A 19,902-nucleotide genomic window follows, 5' to 3' on the forward strand; every position below is an offset into this window, starting at 1 on the left:
CCGGTGTCAGAAGACCTCCGGGCCCCGCAGCGTCGCCTCGGCGCCGCCGTCCACATAGATGACCTGCCCCGCCATGTGCGAGTTGGCCGGGGAGATCAGCCAGCGCAGCGTCTCGGCGATCACCTCGGCGTCGGCGTAGCCGTTCAGCGGCATCGGGACCGCCTCGTTCATGACCTTGAACATCTTCTCGTCGGCGAAGAGGGGCTCGCTCATCGGAGTGCGCACCACGCCCGGCGCGATCAGGTTGAGCGCGATGCCCTCCCCCGCCCAGTCCGGGCCGACCGCCGCCTTGCGCAGCCACTGGGCCACCGCCGACTTCCCCGACGGGTAGAGCTTGCGGCCCTTCCCCTTCTCCAGGGACAGCTCCGCCGCCTTCAGCGCGGTGGGCTCGTCGCCCTCCAGGCAGGCCCGCACCACGTCGTCGTCCACCGGCTGGGTGCCGGAGATGGAGCCGACCACCGCGGCCCGGGGGCGTTCCGCCCGGGCCAGCGCGGGCCGCAGCCCTTCCAGCAGCTCGACCGCGCCGAAGAAGTTGACCGTCACCGTGAGGGTCGTCAGACCGGAGACCCCTGCGCAGGCCACGGCGCCGTCCAGCGTCCCTCCCGACAGCTCCAGCACCTCCCCGACCGCGCGGGAGCGGCCCTCCGGAGTGCTCAGGTCGGCCTCGACCTCGGCGCCGGCCAGATCGATCCCGATCACCTTGTCGCCCTGGTCGCGCAGCAGCCCGGCCAGGGCCCTGCCGATGCCGGACGCCGATCCGCTCACCGCGATGGTGCGTGTCATGTCCGTCTTCCTCTCACATGTGGGAACCGCCGTCGACCCGCAGGTCGAGGCCGGTCAGGTAGGAAGCGTCAGAGGAGGCCGCGAACGCGATCACCGAGGCGATCTGCTCAGGGTCCGCCGCGCCGAACGGCGCCAGGATCCGGTCGAAGTAGCGGTGGTCCCGGCCCTGGGGCAGCACGTCGGGCCGCAGGGTCAGCGGGGTGAGGGTGCTGCCCGGGGAGACGGGCACCACCCTGATCCGGCGGTGGCTCAGCTCGGCGGCCAGGCTGAGGGAGAACGACAGGACCGCGCCCTTGGACGCCGAGTAGGCGCTCATGTAGGGGTTGCCCTGGGTCGCCGAAAGCGAGGACACGTTGACGATGACGCCCGTGCCGTCGGGCAGGTGCCGCTGGGCCTCGCGGCAGAACAGCGCGGTGCCCACGAGGTTCACCGAGAACAGGAAGTTCAGGTCCTCGACGGTCAGCTCGTCGATCGGCGTGGTGCGGTGCGCGCCCGCCACGTTGGCCAGGACGTCGATGCCGCCGAGGACGTCCACGGCCTCCCGCACCGCGGCGACCACCGCGGACTCGTCGGTGACGTCCACGACGCGGGTCGTGAGGGTCCCCGGGCCGCCCACCGCCTCGGCGGTCCCGGCGAGCCCCTCCTCGGACCGGTCCACGGCGAAGATCGCAGCGCCCTCGGCCGCCAGCCTGATCGCGGTGGCCCTGCCGATCCCCGAAGCCGCCCCGGTGAGCAGCACCTTCACTCCGTCAAAACGCTTCATGCCCGGGAAAGTACCGAGGTGTGACGCCGGTCTCCCGCCGGATCCCGGTCAACGGAACGCGAGGTCAGCCGGGCTTCGGGGCGTTGGAGCGGGGGGCCAGCAGCAGCCGGCAGGCCATCCGGATGTCGTTCTCCACGTCGGCCATGGAGGCGCGGCCGTTCAGGCTGGACTGCAGCACGCCGTACCAGCACTGCATGAGCAGCCGGACCAGGGTGACGTCCTGGACGCTGGGCACCTCGATGCCCAGGGACTCCAGCACGATCGCCCTGAAGGTGTTGTCGATCTTGATGGCGTCGCTCACGGTCGCCACGTTGGCGGTGTTGGCCGACTGGAGCATCGACGTCGCCAGCACGGGGCGGCGCAGCAGCTCCTTGCTGGCGGCCACCAGCAGCTCGCTCACCACGTCCTCGGGGGCCGCGCCGGGCATCGGGCGGATGCTCTCCCGGAAGCGGTCGACCTGCGAGGCCATGACGGCGGCGAACAGGTGGATCTTGGAGGGGAAGTACCGGTAGAGGGTGCCGATGGCGACTCCGGAGGCCTTGGCCACCTCGTGCATCTGCACGCGCTCCAGCGGCTTCTCCGAGCCGATCCGCACGGCCGTGCGCAGGATCCGCTGCCTTCTGTCGTGCTGCTCGGGCGAGCTGGGCTCGGCGGGCGGCCTCGCGGCTGCGATCCTCGGCACGGTCTCCCCCGTTCATGCTCGACATACGGCTGACCCGACCATGTTGACGCGGAGACGGCTCACCTCGGATCAGGATACCGGTGAGTGGGATGAGACCTCTGGCACTTCACGACCTGCTGCTTGCCTGGGAATCGCCGTGAACGTGAAAGGACATTTTATGGTGAATTCCGTGGAATCTTGGGACGAGCACGTCGATGTGATCGTGGCCGGATCCGGCGCGGGAGCCATGGCCGGCGCGCTGGCGGCGGCGGCCGGCGGGCTGCGCACCGTCGTCCTGGAGAAGACACCTCTGCTCGGCGGCACGTCCGCCTACTCGGGCGCGGCCATCTGGCTGCCCGGAAGCCAGGTGCAGGAACGGGACGGGGCCGGGGACTCCACCGAGTCGGCCCGCACCTACCTGAAGGCGCTGCTGGGCGAGGAGAACTCCGAGTACCGCGAGGTCTTCCTGGCCACCGCCCCCGAAGTGGTGGCGTTCCTGGAGAGCGACCCCGCCGTCGAGTTCAAGTGGCAGCCGTTCCCCGACTACTTCGACGCCCCCGGCCGGCTCGACATGGGCCGCTCCTTCATTCCGCGCGTCCTGCCCCACGAGAGGATCGGCGAACTGGCCGCCCTCGTGCGCCCGCCGGTCGACCGCGACCGCGCCGGTCTGGGCCACGACCCCGACGCGCCGCTGGTCCAGGGCCGGGCGCTGATCGGGCGGCTGCTGCTGGCCTTCACCGGCACCGGCAACGGAACCGTCCGCACCGGCACCGCGGTGACCCGGCTGGTCGTCGAGGACGGCCGGGTCACGGGCGTGGAGGCCGAGACCGACGGCGGGACCGTGCGGATCCGCGCCGAGCGCGGCGTGCTGCTGGCCGCCGGCGGCTTCGAGCGGGACCCCGGGCTGCGCGAGGAGCACGGCCTGCCCGGCTCGGCCGAATGGACCATGGCCCCCGCGGGCTCCAACACCGGCGCGGCGATCAGGGCGGCGACCGAGGTCGGCGCCGCCCTGGGCTCGATGGACCAGGGCTGGTGGTGCCCCGGCCTGGCCACCCCGGACGGCAACGCCGCCTTCCTTCTGGGCTTCCGCGGCGGCCTGATCGTCGACGCGTCCGGGAACCGTTTCGCCAACGAGTCCCTGCCCTACGACCAGATGGGCCGCAGGATGGCCGAGGCCCCCGGACGGGTGCCCGCCCACCTGGTCTTCGACTCGCGCTCCGGCGGCCTGCCCGCGATCTCCGTCCCCGCCGCCGTGCCCGAGGAGCACCTGGCCGCCGGCACCTGGATCCAGGCCGACACGCTCCCCGAACTGGCGGAGAGGCTGGGCCTGCCCGCCGACGCCCTGACCGCGACCGTCGAGCGCTTCAACTCCTTCGCCGAAAAGGGCGTGGACGAGGACTTCCACCGCGGCGAGGACGCCTACGACCGGTTCTTCTCCGTCGGCAAGGGCCCCAACCCCGCCCTCGTCCCGGTCGATCAGCCGCCCTACTACGCCGCCCGGGTGGTCCTCAGCGACCTGGGCACCAAGGGCGGCCTGCGCACCGACACCGACGGGCGCGTCCTGAACGCCGAGGGCGTCCCCGTCCCCGGCCTGTACGCCTCCGGCAACAGCAGCGCCTCCTTCACCGGCCCCTACTACCCGGGGCCCGGCATCCCGATCGGCACCGCGATGGTCTTCGCCTACCGCGCGGTCAACCACATGAAGGAAGAGCAGTCTTGAGATCAGCAGGCAAGCGCACGTCCGTACTCGCCGCGACTGCGGCCCTGTTCACCGGGGCGACGGCCGTCGCCTCCGTCCCCGCCTCGGCCGGACCGAAGGACGTCCCGCCCGGGCAGCGCGGCCGGGTCCTGTCCGACCGTCCGCTGACCACCTCGGCGGCGCTGCCCAGCGCCGCGGCCAACCGGCTGGTCACCTACACCTCCCAGGGCGTGGGCGGCAAGAAGATCAAGGTGTCGGGCACCGTGTCGACCCCCGAGGGCCGGGCCCCGCGCGGAGGCTGGCCGGTGATCAGCTGGGCGCACGGCACGACCGGCACCGCCGACGTGTGCGCGCCCTCCGCCGACACCCCTGACGGGCCGGTCCACGACTACGTCTCCATCACCGCCGCCTACCTGGACAAATGGGTGTCGCGCGGCTACGCCGTCGTCCAGACCGACTACGAGGGCCTGGGAACCGAGGGCGGCCACCCCTACATGAACGGGGAGAGCGCCGCAAACACCGTCGTGGACATCGTGCACGCCGCCCGCGCGCTGGACCACCGGATCGGACGGGACTGGTTCGCGATCGGCCACAGCCAGGGCGGCCAGGCCGCCCTGTACTCCGCCGCGGCCGAGCAGCGGACGGGTCAGCTGAACCTGAAGGGCGTGGTCTCGCTGGCCCCCGGCGGCTACGGCCTCAGCCAGACCGTCGACTACATCCAGTCGCAGCTGCCCGGCGCCCAGTACGCGCTGGCGTTCCTACCGACCCTGATCACCGGCGCCGAGGCCGCCGATCCCGCGATCGTGCCCGAGGAGATGCTGACCGAGGAGGCGTCCGCCACGCTGCTGACGGCCGGCCGCACCCAGTGCACCGCCAAGCATCGTGAGATCGCCCTGACCTTCCCGCTGGACAAGGTCTTCCGGCCCGGCGCCGACCTCGCGCCCCTGACCGCCTACCTGCGCTCCCAGGATCCGGTCGACCTCGACCTGCGGGTCCCCACCCAGGTCGCGCAGGGCACCGCGGACGTGCTGGTCTCCAAGCAGACCACCGACCTGCTGGTCGGCGAGCTGCGCGAACGCGGCGAGGTCGACTACGACGTCTACGAGGGCGCCGACCACCGCGGCGTCCTGAGCGCGTCCTTCGAGGACTCCTACGCCTTCGTCGAGTCACTCCGCTCCGGCTCCTGACACGACCCCGCTCCTTCGAGAGGCCCTTCCCGCGACGACCGGGAAGGGCCTTCGTCATGCGGGGCCGGACGCGGGCTCAGGAGCCCAGGTACGCCGTCGCCTTGAGCTCCACGCGGGCGCCGGGTATGGCGTCCGCTCCCAGCTGGGTGACGCCGACGGCGGTCCACGCGGGGTACGGCTCGGCGACGTGCCGGTCCTTGGCCGCGGTGAAGGCGGAGATGTCCGCCTGGAGGTCGAGGTGGAAGGTGACCATCTCCACGACGTGCGACAGGTCGGCGCCGGCGGCGGCCAGTACATGGCGCAGGTTCTGGAACACCGCGTCGAACTGGTCGGCCGGGTCGGCGAGGGCGCTGCCGTCGGCGCCGGTGCCCAGTACTCCTGAGCAGAAGACGAAGTCCCCGGCCCGGACGGCGGGGGCGATGTGCCAGTCGTCGTACATCTTCCGCATCCCTTCGGGGATGACGGGCACCTGGTTGTTCAGCATGGTCTTCTCCGGTTCTCTCGGTCGTGGGGCGGGCGGGTTCACCGCTGGGAGGCGAGCCATCCCGCGGTGGTCCAGCCGGGTTCGGCCCAGTGGGCCTGGAACACCTCGTGGGGGATGGTGTCCTTCCACCGGCCGTGGACGGCCAGTTCGGCGGTCAGCCGTCCGATCTCGTCGGCGGCCATGGCGCCGCGCTCGCCCTCGACCGCGATGATCGTGGTTTTATCGGGTTCATCGGACCCGTCGCCCCCGTCGACCCAGTCGATGTAGGGGCGCTCGGTCGGGGTGGCGGAGACCATGCATGGCCGGGTCCGCGCGGGGCCGAACTCCCGGCCGGGCATCAGGTCGTGCAGGACGGCGAGGGCCTCGTCGATGTCCTCCCGGCGGCCGCCGGTGCGGACCCAGGCGGAGATCTCCTCCGCGGTGTCCAGCGGGTTGGCCAGCAGGCTCCCGCCGGCGACCTTCACGTACCACTTGCCGTCGGGGTAGGGCCGCGGGGACATGACGATGCCGCCGAAGAGCGAACGCCCCTCGCGGTACTTGAGGTACATCATGGCGGGCATGTCGACGGCGTCCGGTCCGTCGACCTCGACGAGGACGACGGTCGCCCCGAAACTCGGCATCAGCAGCGGGCGGGGCAGCAGGCCGGTGGCGTTGCTGGCGGCGCCGGTGGCCAGGACCACCCGTCCGGCCCGCCACGAGGCGCCCGAAGCGGCCGTCACGAGGACGCCGTCATCCGTGTTCTCGGTGCGGACGACCTCGTCGCGCACCAGCACGGCCCCCGCCGCGACGGCCGCGGCGAGTTCGGCCTCCACCAGGCGCCGGGGGTTGAGGATGAAGGCATCACGCTGGACCAGGGCCACGTGCCCCGGCTCGAAGTCGAGGGAGGGGTAGGCGTCGCGCAGCCCGTCCTCGTCCAGTTCGAACACCTCGACTCCGAGGTCGCGGGCGTTGCGGGCGAGGAGGTCCCGGTCGAACCAGTCCGAGGCGGAGGTGGTGAGCGTCTGCCGGGGCATGACCGACACCGAGTGGGTCGGGACGGTGAACTCGACGCCGGTGCGCTCGCGCAGCTTCGCGAACCGGCGGATCGAGCGCATCGCGAGCATGGAGGTCATGAGGGGGACCTCCAGCACGTGGGCGAGGCGGCCCTCGTCGTAGTAGCCGGCCCAGACCCCCTGGTGGTCCTCGAACCCGGCGGGCTCGTCGGGCCCGACCACCAGGGTCGAGTGCCCGCCCTCCGCCAGATGGCGGGCCGTGGACGAGCCGATCGGCCCGGCCCCCACCACGATGAAGTCGTACCGCTCCTGCATGTCCTGCTCTCCTCGTTCGATGACTCGGGCGTCGACCTGAGGCGGGGGGTGTCCTCGGCCCTCGCAGGATCATCGCACTTGGAGCCGCTAAAGTATCCACTGTGTGTCGTTAAGAATCTGTTTCATTGGTCTGGAAAGTGGCCTCCCGACCCTGCCGGCGCGCGGGAGACGGAGCCGACCACGGATCCGGCCGACACCGTCCCGGCCCTAAACTGGCGGGGCCGAACGGCGGGGAGCCCCGGCCCGCCCGGAGCGGAGGACACGAGGCGAGGTGAGCGCGGTGGAGCCGGAAGACCGTCGTCCTCCGGACGAGGACCGGGACGACCCCGCCCCCGCCCGGGTCCGCACCAGGAGCGGCGGCCGCAGCGAACGGGTGCGCCGCGCCGTGGGCGAGGCCGTCCTCGCGTTCCTGGCGGAGGGGAAGATCACCTTCACCACCGTCGAGGTCGCCGAACGGGCGGGAGTCAGCCGCCGCACCCTCTACCGCTGGTGGCCGACCCACGACGACCTCCTCGTCGAGGCCCTGTCGCTGCACGTCCGCAAGGTCGAGCCCCCCGACACCGGCTCCTGGGAATCCGACGTGCGCGCCTTCGCGCACCTGGTGGCCTCGTTCGCCGCGGACCCCGTCGACCTGGCGATGTCGGGCCTCATGGCCGGACGCCGCCACCCGGACTTCAACGCCCTGGTCATCGACCAGTACCGGCCCGTCCTCGACGCCTGGCGGCAGATGGTCGCCCGCGCCGCGGCCCGCGGCGAGGCCGGTGACGCCCACTCCCCGGAAACGGTCGTGACCATGCTGGTGGCGCCGCTGTTCCTCGGCCCCCTGATGCTGGGCCGCCGCCCCCGCGACGCCGAGATCGACAAGATGGTCGACCTCATCCTCGCCGCGACCCGCCCCTGACCTCTCCGGGTCCGGCGGCGGCCTCCGCGCGTCCGGGTCAGTTCCCCGGGTCTCCGGCGGCCCCCGGCCGCAGGAGGGGCTTCAGCGCCTCCAGGACGGCGGGGTCCTCGATGGTCGGCGGGGGCTGCTCGTCGCGGCCCTCGGCCAGGCCGCGCATGGTCTTGCGGAGGATCTTGCCGGAGCGGGTCTTGGGGAGGGCGTGGACGACGGTGACATCGCGGAACGCGGCGACGGGGCCGATGTCGCGGCGGACCGCGGCGACGAGTTCGGCGCGCAGTTCCGCCTCGTCGGCGTCCGTGCCGGACTTGAGGACGACGAGGCCGTAGGGGATCTGACCCTTGACCTGGTCGGGGACGCCGATCACGGCGCATTCGGCCACGGCGGGGTGCGAGGCGAGCGCGGCCTCGATCGCGCCGGTCGACAGGCGATGGCCCGCCACGTTGATGACGTCGTCGACGCGGCCCAGCACCGTGAGGTAGCCGTCCTCGTCGAAGAGGCCGGAGTCGCCGGTGGTGTAGCACCCCTCGTGCCGGCTGAGGTAGGACTCGGTGAAACGCTCGTCGTCACCCCACAGAGTGGCCAGGGCTCCGGGCGGCAGCGGGAGCCCGATGACGATCTCGCCCTCCCGGCCGGCGGGCATCGGCTCGCCGGAGGGGCCGACGATCCGCACGTCCCAGCCGGGCATAGGGACGGTGGCCGAGCCGGGCTTGACCGGCATCGGCTCCAGGCCGCGCGGGTTGGCGGCGATCGCCCAGCCCGTCTCCGTCTGCCACCAGTGGTCGACCACCGGGACGCCCAGCATCTCCGAGGCCCACTGGTAGGTCTCCGGGTCGAGGCGCTCACCCGCCATGAACAGCCCGGTCAGCGAGCCGAGGTCGTATTTCGCGAGCTCGGCCCCCTTCGGATCCACCTTCTTGATCACTCGCAGGGCGGTGGGCGCGGCGAAGAGCTTCCGCACCCCGTACTCGGAGATCACCCGCCAGAACGCGCCCGCGTCCGGGGTCCCGATCGGCTTGCCCTCGTAGACGACGGTCGTCGCCCCCGCCAGCAGCGGGGCGTACACGATGTAGCTGTGGCCGACGACCCAGCCGACGTCGGAGCTGGTCCACCAGACGTCGCCCTCGCGGACGTCGTAGACCGCGCCCATCGACCAGGCCATCGCGACGGCGTGGTCGCCCGTGGTGCGCAGGACTCCCTTGGGCTTCCCGGTGGTCCCGGAGGTGTAGAGGATGTAGAGCGGGTCGGTCGAGGCGACCGGTACCGGGTCGGCGGGAGCGGCGTCCGGGACGACGTCCTCCCAGTCGTGCTCGCCCGGGCCCAGCTCCGCGCGCTGCTGGTCGCGCTGCAAAACCAGGACGTGGTCCGGGTGGTGGGAGCTCAGGCCCAGCGCCTGGTCGAGGATCGGCTTGTAGGACACGATCCGGCCGGGCTCCAGCCCGCAGGAGGCCGCGACGACCACCTTGGGGCGGGCGTCGTCGATGCGCACCGCCAGCTCCTTGGCCGCGAACCCGCCGAACACCACCGAGTGCACCGCCCCGATCCGGGAGCAGGCCAGCATGGTGATGACCGCCTCGGGCACCATCGGCATGTAGACGATGACCCGGTCGCCCTTACCGACGCCGAGCGAGACCAGCGCCCCGGCCGCCCTGGCCACCTCGTCGCGCAGCTCGCGGTAGGTGTAGCGGCGTTTGGCGGGGACCATCGCCGAGTCCCAGATCAGCGCGTCCCGGTCGCCGTGGCCGCGTTCGACGTGCCGGTCGAGGGCGTTGTAGGAGGTGTTCAGCTCCCCGTCGGAGAACCAGCGGTAGAACGGGGCGCCCGAGTCGTCCAGGGCCCGGGTGGGGAAGGACTCCCAGTCGATGAGACGGGCGGCGTCCAGCCAGAACCCCTCCGGATCGGTCAGGCTCCGCCGATAGGCCTCCGAGTACGCTCCCACCTTCACGCCTCCAGTCCGCCGGGATCTCCCGGGCCGTCGGGCCCGGGGTGACCATTAACACCATACGTCTGCCCCTCTGACGGGAGGTGGCGCGGACAGGCGTGAGGGCGTTCCGGCAGGAGCCGTCAGACCAGGTTGTCCTCAATGGTCAGCCCGAATTCGCCCCTGCCGTACAGGGCCAGCGCGCGCTCTGGGTCGTTGGCCACGTGGATGCTGCCGGAGTGGGCGTCCCGCCAGGCCCGCTCGATGATGTTGCCGCGCCGCAGGGAGTTGCCGCCCGCGGTCTTGAACAGCCGGTCGACCGCCTCGGTCGCCCGCTCCACGCCGCGCACCTGGTCCCGGCGGGCGCGCAGGCGCAGCTCCATCGGGATCTCCTCGTTGCGGACGGCGTGCTCGTAGAGCTCCCGCAGGTTGCGCTCGATCTGCAGGACGGCGGCGTCGAGCTCCGAGGCGGAGCGGGCCACCGCGACCTGGGCGAACTGGTCGTCCACGAACCGGCCGCCGCCCAGGCTGAGCCGGATGCGGTCGCGCATGGCCCCCACGTAGAAGTCGTAGCAGCCGGCCACCACGCCGATCACCGCGGACGCGACGGTGGTGGTGAAGATCGTTCCGAACGGGATCCGGTACAGCGGCCCGGTGTTGATCCTGCAGCCGGGGGCGCGCAGCTGCGCCTGGTCGTAGTTGCGCACCACGCGGTGCTGGGGGATGAACGCCCGCTCCACCGAGATGTCGTCGCTGGCGGTGCCGCGCAGGCCGGTGGTGTCCCACACCCGCTGGATCTCGTAGTCGCTCTTGGGCACCAGCACCGTGATGAAGTCCACGGGCCTGCCCTGCTCGCCGACGACCAGGCCGCCCAGCAGCATCCAGGAGGCGAACTCGCAGCCGGAGGCGAATCCCCAGCGTCCGGACAGCTCGTAACCGCCGTCCACCGGGGTCAGCCGCCCGAGCGGGGCGTAGGAGGAGGCCACCAGCGTGTCGTGGCTCTTCGCCCAGACCTCGTTCTGGGCCTCCTCGGGGAAGAGCGCCAGATGCCAGGAGTGCACGCCGAGCACCGCCGCCACCCAGCCGGTGGAGCCGCAGGCGCCGGCGATCTCCCGGACCACGCGGTAAAAAGAGAGGGGGTCGGCCTCCATGCCGCCGCGCTTGACGGGCTGGAGCATCCGGAAGACTCCCGCCTCGGTCAGCTCGCGGACGGACGCCGCGGGGATCCGCCCCTTCTCGTCGACGGTTCTGGCCCGTTCGGCGATCTTCGGCAGCAGCCCGCGTACCGCCTCCAGGACCTCGTTGCTCATCGGCGACTCTCCTCGTGCTCAGGGTACGTTGAGCAGAAGACCATGGTGCCGAGAGGGCCCAGGCAAAGCGTCCCGGCCAATGAGACTCGGCGGATCCGGGCAGTGACCTGCGACATAGCGTTCTTCTGGCATCAAAACCGCCCCCGAAGGGATGATCACCGTGGCTGCAGCTGAGACCGATGCGATCCGCGCCATCGAAGTGGAGACGATCCCCAACCGGTTCGCCCGCGGCTGGCACTGCCTGGGGCTCGCCCAGAGCTTCAAGGACGGCAAGCCCCACACCATCCAGGCCTTCGGCCAGAAGCTGGTGGTCTTCTGCGGCGAGGACGGCAAGGTGAACGTCCTCGACGCCTACTGCCGGCACATGGGCGGCGACCTGTCCCAGGGCACCGTCAAGGGCAACGACATCGCCTGTCCCTTCCACGACTGGCGCTGGAGCGGCAACGGCCGCTGCGCCAAGATCCCCTACTCGCGCCGTGTGCCGCTGCGCGCCCGCACCTCCTCCTGGCCGACCATGGAGCAGGACCACCTGCTGTTCGTCTGGAACGACCCCGAGGGCAACCCGCCCCCCGCCGACGTCACCATCCCGCGGATCGAGGGCGCCACCAGCGACGACTGGACCGACTGGCGGTGGACCGAGCAGATCGTCAACACCAACTGCCGCGAGGTGGTGGACAACGTCGTCGACATGGCCCACTTCTTCTACATCCACAACTCCTTCCCGACGTACTTCAAGAACATCTTCGACGGCACCACCGCCACCCAGATCATGAAGGGCAAGACCCGCCCCGACGTCGCCCGGCCCGACGCCGAGGGCAACACGATGATCGGCAACACCTCGGTGGCGACCTACCACGGCCCGTCGTTCATGGTCGACGAGCTGACCTACCACTACCAGGGCTTCGACCTGCACTCGGTCCTCATCAACTGCCACTACCCGATCGACGAGAACTCCTTCGTCCTGCACTCGGGCATCATCGCCAAGCACAGCGACCAGCTGCCGAAGGAGGCCGCAGAGGTCCTCGCCGGCAAGCTGTCGGGCTTCATCCTCAGGGGCTTCGACCAGGACATCCAGATCTGGAAGAACAAGGCCAGGATCGACAACCCGCTGCTGTGCGAGGAGGACGGGCCCGTCTACCAGCTGCGCCGCTGGTACGAGCAGTTCTACGTCAACACCGCGGAAGTGGCGCCCGAGATGACCGAGCGGTTCGAGTTCGAGATCGACACCACCCGTCCGGTCGAGTCCTGGGCCAGGGAGTGCGAGGAGAACCTCGCCCGGGCCGCCGCCGAAGGACAGTCATGACCATCCGCCCCGACAACCGGCTGGCCGACGCGCCCATGCAGCCGCTGCGCTGCCAGCGGTGCGACGGGCCCGTGCTGGTGCGCAAGTCCAGCTGGGAGCAGACCTCCATCCAGTGGAGCGAGCAGGCCATGGAGGACTGCCCCAACCTGCGCACCGACCGGTACCGGACCTGCCCGGACCTGAGGATCACGATCCAGCAGGCCACGCTGAACGGCACCGTCAAGGTCGTCGATGAGTGACGGCGTGCTGGCGGGCCGCACGGCGGTCGTGACGGGAGCGGGCGACGGCATCGGAAGAGGCGTCGCCCGCCGCTTCGCCGCCGAGGGGGCCAAGGTCCTGGTGGCGGAGCTGAACCCCGAGACCGGCGCGCGGGTCACCCGGGAGCTGGAGGAGGACTTCGGGGCGGAGTCCCTCTTCCTTCCCACCGACGTCACCGACAGGTCCCAGGTCGAGGCCATGGTCCGCACCGCGGTCGAGACCTGGGGCTCGGTGGACGTCCTGGTGAACAACGCCTGGGGCGCGGGCAGCGTCAGCCGGGTCGAGACCAAGACCGACGAGCAGCTCCAGCGCGGCTTCGCCATGGGCTACTACGGGCCCTTCTGGGCGATGCGTGCCGCTTTCCCGCACATGAAGGCGCGCGGCTGGGGCCGTGTGATCAACATGTGCTCGCTGAACGGCGTCAACGCCCACATGGGGAGCCTGGAGTACAACTCCGCCAAGGAGGCCCTGCGGACCCTCACCCGCACGGCCGCCCGCGAGTGGGCCCCCACCGGAGTCGTCGTCAACGCGGTCTGCCCCGGCGCCAAGAGCGCGGCGTTCCGGCGGATCGCCGCCGAACACCCCGAGATCGAGGCCGCCGCCGACCGCGCCAACCCCATGGGCAGGCTCGGTGACCCCGAGACCGACATCGCCCCCGTGGCGCTCTTCCTCGCCAGTGAGGGCGCCCGTTACCTGACCGGAAACACCCTGTTCGTGGACGGCGGCTCCCACATCAACGGAGTCGCCTGGACCCCGGACCTGGACGGAGAACAATGATCGACAGCACCAAGTACGGCCCCTGGGCCGTCATCGCCGGAGGCTCCGAGGGAGTCGGCTCGGCCTTCGCCCACCGCCTGGCCGACGCGGGCATCAACCTGGTGCTCATCGCGCGCAAGCCCGGCCCCCTGGAGGAGACCGCCGAGCAGGTCCGCGCCAAGGGCGTCGAGGTGCGCACTCTTCAGCTCGACCTGGTCGCGGAGAACCCCCTCAAGGCGGTCCGCGAGGTCACCGACGACGTCGAGGTCGGCCTCCTGGTCTTCAACGCGGGCGCCAACAGCTACGGGCACGAGTTCGTCACCGGCGACCTGGACCGCTTCCAGGACGTCATCGACCTGAACATCACCGCCCAGCTCGCCCTGACCCACCACTTCGGGGCCCTGATGAAGGAGCGCCGCCGCGGCGGCATCCTCCTCGTCGGCTCGATGGCGGGCTACATGGGCCAGGCCCAGATCAGCATCTACTCCGCCGTCAAGTCCTTCGGCCGCGTCTTCGCCGAGGGCCTGTGGCTGGAGATGCGCGAGTACGACGTGGACGTCCTCGAGCTGATCCTCGGCGTCACCCGCACCCCCGCCATGGAACGTGCCGGCCTGAACATGGACATGCCGGGCCTGAACGTCGCCGACCCCGACGACGTCGCCCGCGAAGGCCTGGAGCACCTCTCCGACGGCCCCATCTGGGTCGCCGGCGGCAACTACGAGGCCGTCCAGAAGCGGGCGGGCTTCCCCCGCTCCGTCCTCGTCGCCAAGGCCCACGCCGCCATGAAGCGCATGCTGCCCCCGGCGAGCTGAGCGTTTCGGGACTGCGAAGAGAGGGGAGCGGCGCGCCGCTCCCCTTCTCCTTTTCCCGGGAGCCTTCCGCGGGCGCCGGGTCAGCGCGGGCGGATGACGCCGCGGTCGAAGGCCGCGGCGAGGGCCGCGGTGCGGCTCTCGACGCCGAGCTTGCCGTAGATGTGCACCAGATGGGTCTTGACGGTGGCCTCGCTGATGAACAGCCGCCTGGAGATCTGCTTGTTGGACAGCCCGCGGGCCAGGAGCTCCAGGATCTCGAGCTCGCGGACCGACAGCGCGGGCCCGGGGGAACGCATCCGTCCCAGTAGCCGGGACGCCACCGGCGCGGCCAGATAGGCCCGGCCCTGGGCGGTGGCGCGCACGGCGGCCAGCAGTTCCTCGGGCGGGGCGTCCTTGAGCAGGTAGCCGGTGGCGCCCGCCTCGACCGCGGCGAGGATGTCGGCGTCGCTGTCGTAGGTGGTCAGCACCAGGACGTGCGGGGGGCCGGGCAGCGCGGTGATGCGCCGGGTCGCCTCCGCGCCCTGCATGCCCGGGCCGAGCCGCAGGTCCATCAGCACCACGTCGGGGCGGAGGTCCGGCACCAGGGCCAGTGCCCGCTCTCCGTCGCCCGCCTCGCCGACCACCTCGATGCCGGGATGGTCGGTGAAGACCGCGCGCAGGCCGCGGCGGACGACCGGATGGTCGTCGACCAGCAGCAGCCGGACGGGTGCGGTCATGCCCGCTCCAAGGGGATCGTGGCGGCGACGGCGGTGCCCTCGCCGGGAGTGGACTCGACGACCAGGGTGCCGCCGAGCTCGGTGACGCGGTCGCGCATGGCCCGCAGCCCGTAGCCGGTGCCCGAGGGGCGGACGCGGGCGGGGTCGAAGCCGCGGCCGTCGTCGAACACGTCCAGCACCACGCTGCCGGAGAGATAGCTGAGGGTCACGCCGACCCGGGTGGCCCCGGCGTGCGCGCCCGTGTTGGCCAGGGCGCTCTGGGCCACCCGGAGCAGGGCCACTTCGTGGCCTGTGGGCAGTTCCACCGGCTCGCCTTCGAGGTGGAACAGGGCTCCGTGGCCGTCGCACACCCTGCGCAGGGCGTCCGCCAGCGGGGTGTCCTGGAGGGCGGGCGGCGCCAGATCGAGGACGAAGCGGCGGGCTTCGGCCAGGCTGTCGGCGGCCGCGGCCTGCGCGAGGCGGAGCTTGCCGCGCGCGGCGTCCACCTGGGCCCGGCCGATCCGCTCGGCCTGCCCGGGCAGTGCGGCGTCGGCCGCGCGCAACAGCAGGAGCACGCTCGACAGGCCCTGCGCGACGGTGTCGTGGATCTCGCGGGCCAGCCGTTCCCGTTCGGCCAGCACCCCCGCCCGGTGCTGGGAGGAGGACAGGTCCGCGCGGGTGCGCACCAGGTCCTCGATCAGCGCCTGGCGCCGCCGGGCCTCCCGGTACAGGCCCGCGTAGACCAGCGCCAGCAGCACCGCGACGATCGCGCCGATGCTCGGGCCCAGCACAAGGCCCGTCCCCAGGCCGCCCTGGTGCACCGCGACCGCGGCGATCACCGCGGCGGTGAGTCCGATGATCAGCGCCACCGCCGCCCGCACGGGGAGCAGGTGCATGCACAGGAAGAAGATGGGGAACGCCAGCCAGCTGTAGTCCACGCTGAGCGCCAGAGTCACCGCCCACAGGCCGATCACCCCGGCGAGCCAGAGCCTGGCGCCCGCGGCCGTCATCCGGTGGTCGAGGGCGGCTCCGGCCCCGTAGACGGCGCCCAGCAGCACCGCGGGCACCAGCGGCGGCCAGTACCCGGACAGGAGGGTGCGCGTCAGCGCCACCGCCAGCAGCACCGCGAAGACGCCGTGCACCGCGGTCCGCATCAGCCGCAGCACCCGGCCGTCCTCCTCGGCGTCCCCGTTCTCGCTGGTCACAGCCACCAGATAAGCAAACATTCCCCGGCTGCGGCGAACCCGGGCGGAAGAGTCAACCTTTTGATGGATGTCGCGGTCGATCCCATGGCGTCCGCGAACCGACCTTCACGGCGATGGCAGCCGGCTCCGGAACGGCGATCGTGGAGTCACCACCGAAGACATGGGGACCTTATGTTCGTCGCTCTACGCGACATCCGCTACGCCAAGGGGCGCTTCGCCCTGATGAGCGGTGTCGTCACCCTGATCACCTTTCTCATCGTGTTCCTGTCGGGACTCACGGCCGGGCTGGCCGACCAGAACATCTCCGCCGTCCAGCGGCTGCCCGCCACCCACCTGGCCTTCGACGCCGAGACCGGCAGGTCCTTCGGCGACGGCGGCGTCACCGACCGGCAGGTGGAACAGTGGCGGCGGCAGCCCGGCGTGCGGTCGGCGCACCCGCTCGGCATCACCCAGACACGGGCCAGGGCCGATGGGACCGGCCTCGGCGTGACCGTGTTCGGCGGACCGGACGCCGGGGTCCTGCTCAGCCGGACCGCCGCCACCGCGCTGCGCGTCTCGGCCGGAGACCCGATCGAGATCGGAGGCGAGCGGCTCACCGTCACGCGGATCACCGCCGACCGGTGGTACTCCCACACCCCTGTGGTGCGGATCCCCCTGGACGCCTGGCGGAAGCTCGACGGCGCCCGTCCCGGCGTCGCGGGCACCGTCATCGCCCTGAGGCTGGAGGACGGCGTCGACCCCGCCGCCGGGGACCGGGCCGCCCGCACCCTCACCGCCACGACCGGGGACGCCGTCGACGCGATCGGCTCCTACAGCGCGGAGAACGGCTCGCTCACCCTGATGCGCGGGTTCCTGTTCGCGATCTCCGCCCTGGTGATCGGCGCGTTCTTCACCGTGTGGACCGTCCAGCGGCGCGGCGACATCGCCGTCCTGCGCGCGCTGGGAGGCTCCGGCGGCTACCTGGTGCGCGACGCGCTCGTCCAGGCGCTGCTGGTGCTGGCCGCCGGCGCGGGACTGGGCGGGGCCGCGGGGGCCGCGGCCGGAGCCGTCGCGTCCGGCTCGGTGCCGTTCGCCCTGACGCTCTCCACCACCCTGGCCCCCGCCCTGGGCATGATCGCGCTGGGGATGCTCGGCGCGGCGCTGGCGGTGTACCGCATCACCTCCGTCGACCCGCTGACCGCGCTGGGAGCCGCACGATGAGCCTCACCCTGACCGACGTCCGCCTGGTCTACCCCGACGGCGACCGCGAACTGGTCGCCTTGGACGAGGTGTCGCTGCACGTCCCCGACGGCACCCTGACCGCCGTGGTCGGCCCGTCCGGGTCGGGCAAGTCCAGCCTGCTGGCCGTGGCCGCCACGCTGGTCCGCCCGCGGGCGGGCCGGATCCTGGTCGGCGATACCGACGCCGGGGCCCTGTCCGACGCCGCACGCACCCGGCTGCGCCTGAACCGCGTGGGGATCGTCTTCCAGCAGCCCAACCTCCTCCCCTCGCTCACAGCGGTGGAGCAGCTCCAGGTCACCGACCGCATGCGAGGCGGCGCATCCCGCCCCGACCACGCCGAACGGCTGCTGGCCACCGTGGGCCTGAAGGACCGGCTGCGCTCCCGCCCGCACCAGCTGTCGGGCGGCGAACGCCAGCGCGTCAACATCGCCCGCGCCCTCATGGGCGCCCCGGAGGTCCTGCTCGTGGACGAGCCCACCTCGGCCCTGGACGAGCACCGCGGCGCCCAGATCGTCGACCTGCTGGCCGACCTGACCCGGCACCACGGCCTCGCCACCGTCCTGGTCACCCACGACAGCCGCCATCTCGACCGCGCGGACCGGGTGGCGACCATGCACGACGGCCGCCTGACGCCGCCATGACCCGACCGCCCCACGTCCCCTCCGCGACGGGCGCCGACGCCCTGTTCCGGCGAGCCCGCGACACCGGCCTCCTCCGCCCCGGCACCGACCTGGCCTGGGCCCGCCGCGTCTACTACTCCCTGATCCACGAAGCCGCGCACGACCGCGACGCCCTCGCCGCCCGCGTCGTCGACACCCTCCTTCGGGGCATCGGCGACGCCCGCCCCCTACGATCCAGTGGGAATTGCCGCTTCCGGCGGTGAGCACGATCAGCGGGCGGCCACCGCCTCCGGCCAGACCGGATGCGCCAAGGGACCTGTTACCGCCGTTCGACGATTTTGTCGTGCAGGTCGCGGAGTGCATGGAGAACCGCGTCGGGCTGTTCGATGTGTGCGTATTGGTGGGAGGCACTGGAGAGTACGCGTTGTTCGCCGCCGGGGACGGACGCGGTCAGGGCCGCGTGCATGGCACGTAGGCCATCGAGTGCCTCGCGCATGGCCTGTTCGGACAGGAACTGTGCCCAGTAGGGATTGTCGCCTCCGGCGGTGAGCACGGTCAGCGGCACATCCGGCAGGTCCCCGCCGCGCCGGAGTTCGTCGTAGACCTCGGTCTCGAAGTTCCCACTCTCCCGCAGGCCGGTGCGCCACGAGGTGAGGTGATGGTCGATGAGGCCGCGGCGGATCGCGTCCGGCCACGACGCATACAGCTGCGCGTACTGGCCGCGAGCCGCATGGAGCTGCTCGTCGGTCAGGTCCGGTAGCCGTTCGGGATCGGGCTTCGCCTGCTCGTTCATGCGGACCGCTTCGGTCGGCATGTAGTCCGCGATGTCCTCATGGCCGGGGTCCAGCAACAGCAGGCCCGCCACCTGATCGGGGAAGCGCTGGGCATAGCGGCGCGCGTAGAAGGCTCCCAGGGAGTGTCCGACCAGCAGATGAGGGCCGGGCACCTCGGCGGTGTGCAGCAGCCCGCGCAGCTCGTCGGTGACCTGGGCGGGGGTACGGGGCAGGTCGGCCGGGTCGCTCCAGCCCGTCCCGGCGCGGTCGTAGAGGACGCTGGTGGTGAACTGTGCGGCGCGTTCGTGGATGTTCCAGAAGTCCAACCCGACCAGGCCTGCGCCGGGCAGGAACACCACGCTCGGGCCCCCTGTACCTGAGCGGTGCAGGAACAGCCGTCGTCCCTTCACGTCGTACCGGCGCCCCAGTGGTGTCGCCGGATCCCCCGCGTCGCCCTCCGTCGCAGGCGGGCCTTCGAATGACTGACTTCGCATCACTGCTCCTTCGGATTCCAGGGCATGCCCGGGGGTTCGGCGAACGTCGACTAACGTTCGCAATTTTCGCGAACGTTAGCAGATATGCGATCATTGTGGCCGTGGACACCTTGGAGCTGCTGGCGCATCCGGTGCGGCTGCGCATCGTGCAGGCCATGTCCGGCGGGCGCGTTTTCACGACCTCTCAGTTGTGCGATCGCATCCGCGACGTGCACAAGGCCACCGTGTACCGGCACATCGGCGTACTCGCCGAGGGCGGTGTCCTGGAGGTGGAAGGCGAGCAGCGGGTACGCGGCGCCGTAGAACGCCGTTACCGGCTGTGCCGCGAACGCGCCGTGATCGACGCCGACACGGCCGCGTCGATGTCGCCCGCCGACCACCGCCGCGCGTTCGCCGCCGCCATGGCCACCCTGCTGGCCGAGTTCAACGCCTATCTCGACCACGACGGCGCCGATCCGGCCGCCGACGCCGTGGGCTACCGGCAACACGTGCTCTGGCTCAGCCCGGACGAACGCGCCGAAATGATCGAAGAGATGCGCGACGCGATCACGCCCCGGCTGGAGAACCGCCCCGCGCCGCACCGCACACCGCACATACTGAGCCCGATCCTGTTCCCCACCGCGGAACCGCCCCACGACGCCTCCGAAACCCAGACCAGTGATTCTTGATTGACCACGCGGGTACTGCGCGTCGCACTCGCGGTTCTTCTTCCTTCGGAACAGTGAGGCTCGCACGTGAAGGAAGAGGTTCAT

General features: G+C 71.6%; 21 protein-coding genes. 11 read left to right on the plus strand and 10 right to left on the minus strand.

From position 1 onward, the window contains the following. Positions 1-6 precede the first annotated feature (6 nt). From ABD327_RS16830 to ABD327_RS16840, 3 genes are all read right to left on the minus strand, one after another. A complete protein-coding gene (locus tag ABD327_RS16830) occupies positions 7-783 on the minus strand; it encodes an SDR family oxidoreductase (RefSeq protein WP_344451338.1) in 777 nt (258 codons plus the stop codon). A 13-nt stretch (positions 784-796) separates the two neighbouring features. Further along, positions 797-1,546 (minus strand): SDR family NAD(P)-dependent oxidoreductase, encoded by a 750-nt coding sequence (locus ABD327_RS16835; protein WP_344451339.1) that lies wholly within the window; start codon positions 1,544-1,546, stop codon positions 797-799. Positions 1,547-1,610: 64 nt separating this feature from the next. Next, positions 1,611-2,228, minus strand: coding sequence for a TetR/AcrR family transcriptional regulator (locus tag ABD327_RS16840; protein ID WP_344451340.1), 618 nt, complete (start codon positions 2,226-2,228; stop codon positions 1,611-1,613). A gap of 169 nt (positions 2,229-2,397) precedes the next feature. On the opposite strand from ABD327_RS16840, the gene ABD327_RS16845 reads away from it, so the two are divergent. Further along, a complete protein-coding gene (locus ABD327_RS16845; RefSeq protein ID WP_344451341.1) occupies positions 2,398-3,927 on the plus strand; it encodes an FAD-dependent oxidoreductase in 1,530 nt (509 codons plus the stop codon). Next, positions 3,924-5,093, plus strand: a complete 1,170-nt coding sequence (locus tag ABD327_RS16850; protein ID WP_344451342.1) for an alpha/beta hydrolase family protein — start codon at positions 3,924-3,926, stop codon at positions 5,091-5,093. The genes ABD327_RS16845 and ABD327_RS16850 overlap by 4 nt, the downstream gene beginning before the upstream one ends. Positions 5,094-5,169: 76 nt before the next feature. Here ABD327_RS16850 and ABD327_RS16855 read toward each other — a convergent pair whose 3' ends face one another. Together ABD327_RS16855 and ABD327_RS16860 are read right to left on the minus strand one after the other, a co-directional pair. After that, positions 5,170-5,577: a RidA family protein gene (locus ABD327_RS16855; protein ID WP_344451343.1), complete on the minus strand. Its 408-nt coding sequence runs from the start codon at positions 5,575-5,577 to the stop codon at positions 5,170-5,172. 38 nt (positions 5,578-5,615) lie between these two features. Continuing rightward, a complete protein-coding gene (locus ABD327_RS16860; protein WP_344451344.1) occupies positions 5,616-6,884 on the minus strand; it encodes an NAD(P)/FAD-dependent oxidoreductase in 1,269 nt (422 codons plus the stop codon). A 280-nt stretch (positions 6,885-7,164) separates the two neighbouring features. On the opposite strand from ABD327_RS16860, the gene ABD327_RS16865 reads away from it, so the two are divergent. After that, positions 7,165-7,785 (plus strand): TetR/AcrR family transcriptional regulator, encoded by a 621-nt coding sequence (locus ABD327_RS16865; protein ID WP_344451345.1) that lies wholly within the window; start codon positions 7,165-7,167, stop codon positions 7,783-7,785. A gap of 37 nt (positions 7,786-7,822) precedes the next feature. On the opposite strand, the gene ABD327_RS16870 is transcribed toward ABD327_RS16865, so the two are convergent. Beyond that, on the minus strand, positions 7,823-9,727 hold the full coding sequence (locus ABD327_RS16870; RefSeq protein WP_425547130.1) for a propionyl-CoA synthetase: 1,905 nt from the start codon (positions 9,725-9,727) through the stop codon (positions 7,823-7,825). A 119-nt stretch (positions 9,728-9,846) separates the two neighbouring features. Beyond that, complete coding sequence (gene hsaA / locus ABD327_RS16875; protein ID WP_344451346.1) at positions 9,847-11,013, minus strand: 3-hydroxy-9,10-secoandrosta-1,3,5(10)-triene-9,17-dione monooxygenase oxygenase subunit; 1,167 nt, start codon at positions 11,011-11,013, stop codon at positions 9,847-9,849. A gap of 151 nt (positions 11,014-11,164) precedes the next feature. Here hsaA and ABD327_RS16880 point away from each other — a divergent pair, with 151 nt between their 5' ends. From ABD327_RS16880 to ABD327_RS16895, 4 genes are read left to right on the plus strand one after another with little or no spacing between them, the layout of a single operon-like run. Further along, on the plus strand, positions 11,165-12,316 hold the full coding sequence (locus ABD327_RS16880; RefSeq protein ID WP_344451347.1) for a 3-ketosteroid-9-alpha-monooxygenase, oxygenase component: 1,152 nt from the start codon (positions 11,165-11,167) through the stop codon (positions 12,314-12,316). Further along, a complete protein-coding gene (locus ABD327_RS16885; RefSeq protein ID WP_344451348.1) occupies positions 12,313-12,555 on the plus strand; it encodes a ferredoxin in 243 nt (80 codons plus the stop codon). The genes ABD327_RS16880 and ABD327_RS16885 overlap by 4 nt, the downstream gene beginning before the upstream one ends. Beyond that, complete coding sequence (locus tag ABD327_RS16890; protein WP_344451349.1) at positions 12,548-13,351, plus strand: SDR family NAD(P)-dependent oxidoreductase; 804 nt, start codon at positions 12,548-12,550, stop codon at positions 13,349-13,351. The genes ABD327_RS16885 and ABD327_RS16890 overlap by 8 nt, the downstream gene beginning before the upstream one ends. Continuing rightward, the gene (locus ABD327_RS16895; protein WP_344451350.1) at positions 13,348-14,142 is read left to right on the plus strand and encodes an SDR family NAD(P)-dependent oxidoreductase; all 795 of its coding nucleotides are present in this window, start codon (positions 13,348-13,350) and stop codon (positions 14,140-14,142) included. Before ABD327_RS16890 ends, ABD327_RS16895 begins: the two co-directional genes overlap by 4 nt. An 80-nt stretch (positions 14,143-14,222) precedes the next feature. Here the strand turns inward: ABD327_RS16895 and ABD327_RS16900 are convergent, their stop codons facing one another. Continuing rightward, positions 14,223-14,858 carry a response regulator gene (locus tag ABD327_RS16900; RefSeq protein ID WP_344451351.1) on the minus strand — a complete coding sequence of 212 codons (636 nt, stop codon included), beginning with the start codon at positions 14,856-14,858 and terminating at the stop codon, positions 14,223-14,225. Continuing rightward, a complete protein-coding gene (locus tag ABD327_RS16905) occupies positions 14,855-16,048 on the minus strand; it encodes a sensor histidine kinase (RefSeq protein ID WP_344451352.1) in 1,194 nt (397 codons plus the stop codon). The genes ABD327_RS16900 and ABD327_RS16905 overlap by 4 nt, the downstream gene beginning before the upstream one ends. A 165-nt stretch (positions 16,049-16,213) precedes the next feature. On the opposite strand from ABD327_RS16905, the gene ABD327_RS16910 reads away from it, so the two are divergent. The 3 genes from ABD327_RS16910 to ABD327_RS16920 are packed head-to-tail and all read left to right on the plus strand — an operon-like array spanning position 16,214 to position 18,146. Next, positions 16,214-17,242 carry an ABC transporter permease gene (locus ABD327_RS16910; protein WP_344451353.1) on the plus strand — a complete coding sequence of 343 codons (1,029 nt, stop codon included), beginning with the start codon at positions 16,214-16,216 and terminating at the stop codon, positions 17,240-17,242. Continuing rightward, entirely contained in the window at positions 17,239-17,904 is a 666-nt protein-coding gene (locus tag ABD327_RS16915; RefSeq protein WP_344451354.1) for an ABC transporter ATP-binding protein, read from the plus strand. Before ABD327_RS16910 ends, ABD327_RS16915 begins: the two co-directional genes overlap by 4 nt. After that, positions 17,901-18,146, plus strand: a complete 246-nt coding sequence (locus ABD327_RS16920; protein ID WP_344451355.1) for a hypothetical protein — start codon at positions 17,901-17,903, stop codon at positions 18,144-18,146. Before ABD327_RS16915 ends, ABD327_RS16920 begins: the two co-directional genes overlap by 4 nt. A gap of 56 nt (positions 18,147-18,202) precedes the next feature. Here ABD327_RS16920 and ABD327_RS16925 read toward each other — a convergent pair whose 3' ends face one another. Next, positions 18,203-19,150, minus strand: coding sequence for an alpha/beta fold hydrolase (locus ABD327_RS16925; protein WP_344451356.1), 948 nt, complete (start codon positions 19,148-19,150; stop codon positions 18,203-18,205). Between the two features lie 101 nt (positions 19,151-19,251). Between ABD327_RS16925 and ABD327_RS16930 the strand changes: the two genes are divergently transcribed. Further along, positions 19,252-19,818, plus strand: a complete 567-nt coding sequence (locus ABD327_RS16930) for a helix-turn-helix domain-containing protein (protein WP_344451357.1) — start codon at positions 19,252-19,254, stop codon at positions 19,816-19,818. The last annotated feature ends 84 nt before the right edge of the window (positions 19,819-19,902 follow it).

The sequence above is a fragment of the Actinocorallia aurantiaca genome, from assembly GCF_039533685.1.
Lineage (GTDB): Bacteria > Actinomycetota > Actinomycetes > Streptosporangiales > Streptosporangiaceae > Actinocorallia > Actinocorallia aurantiaca.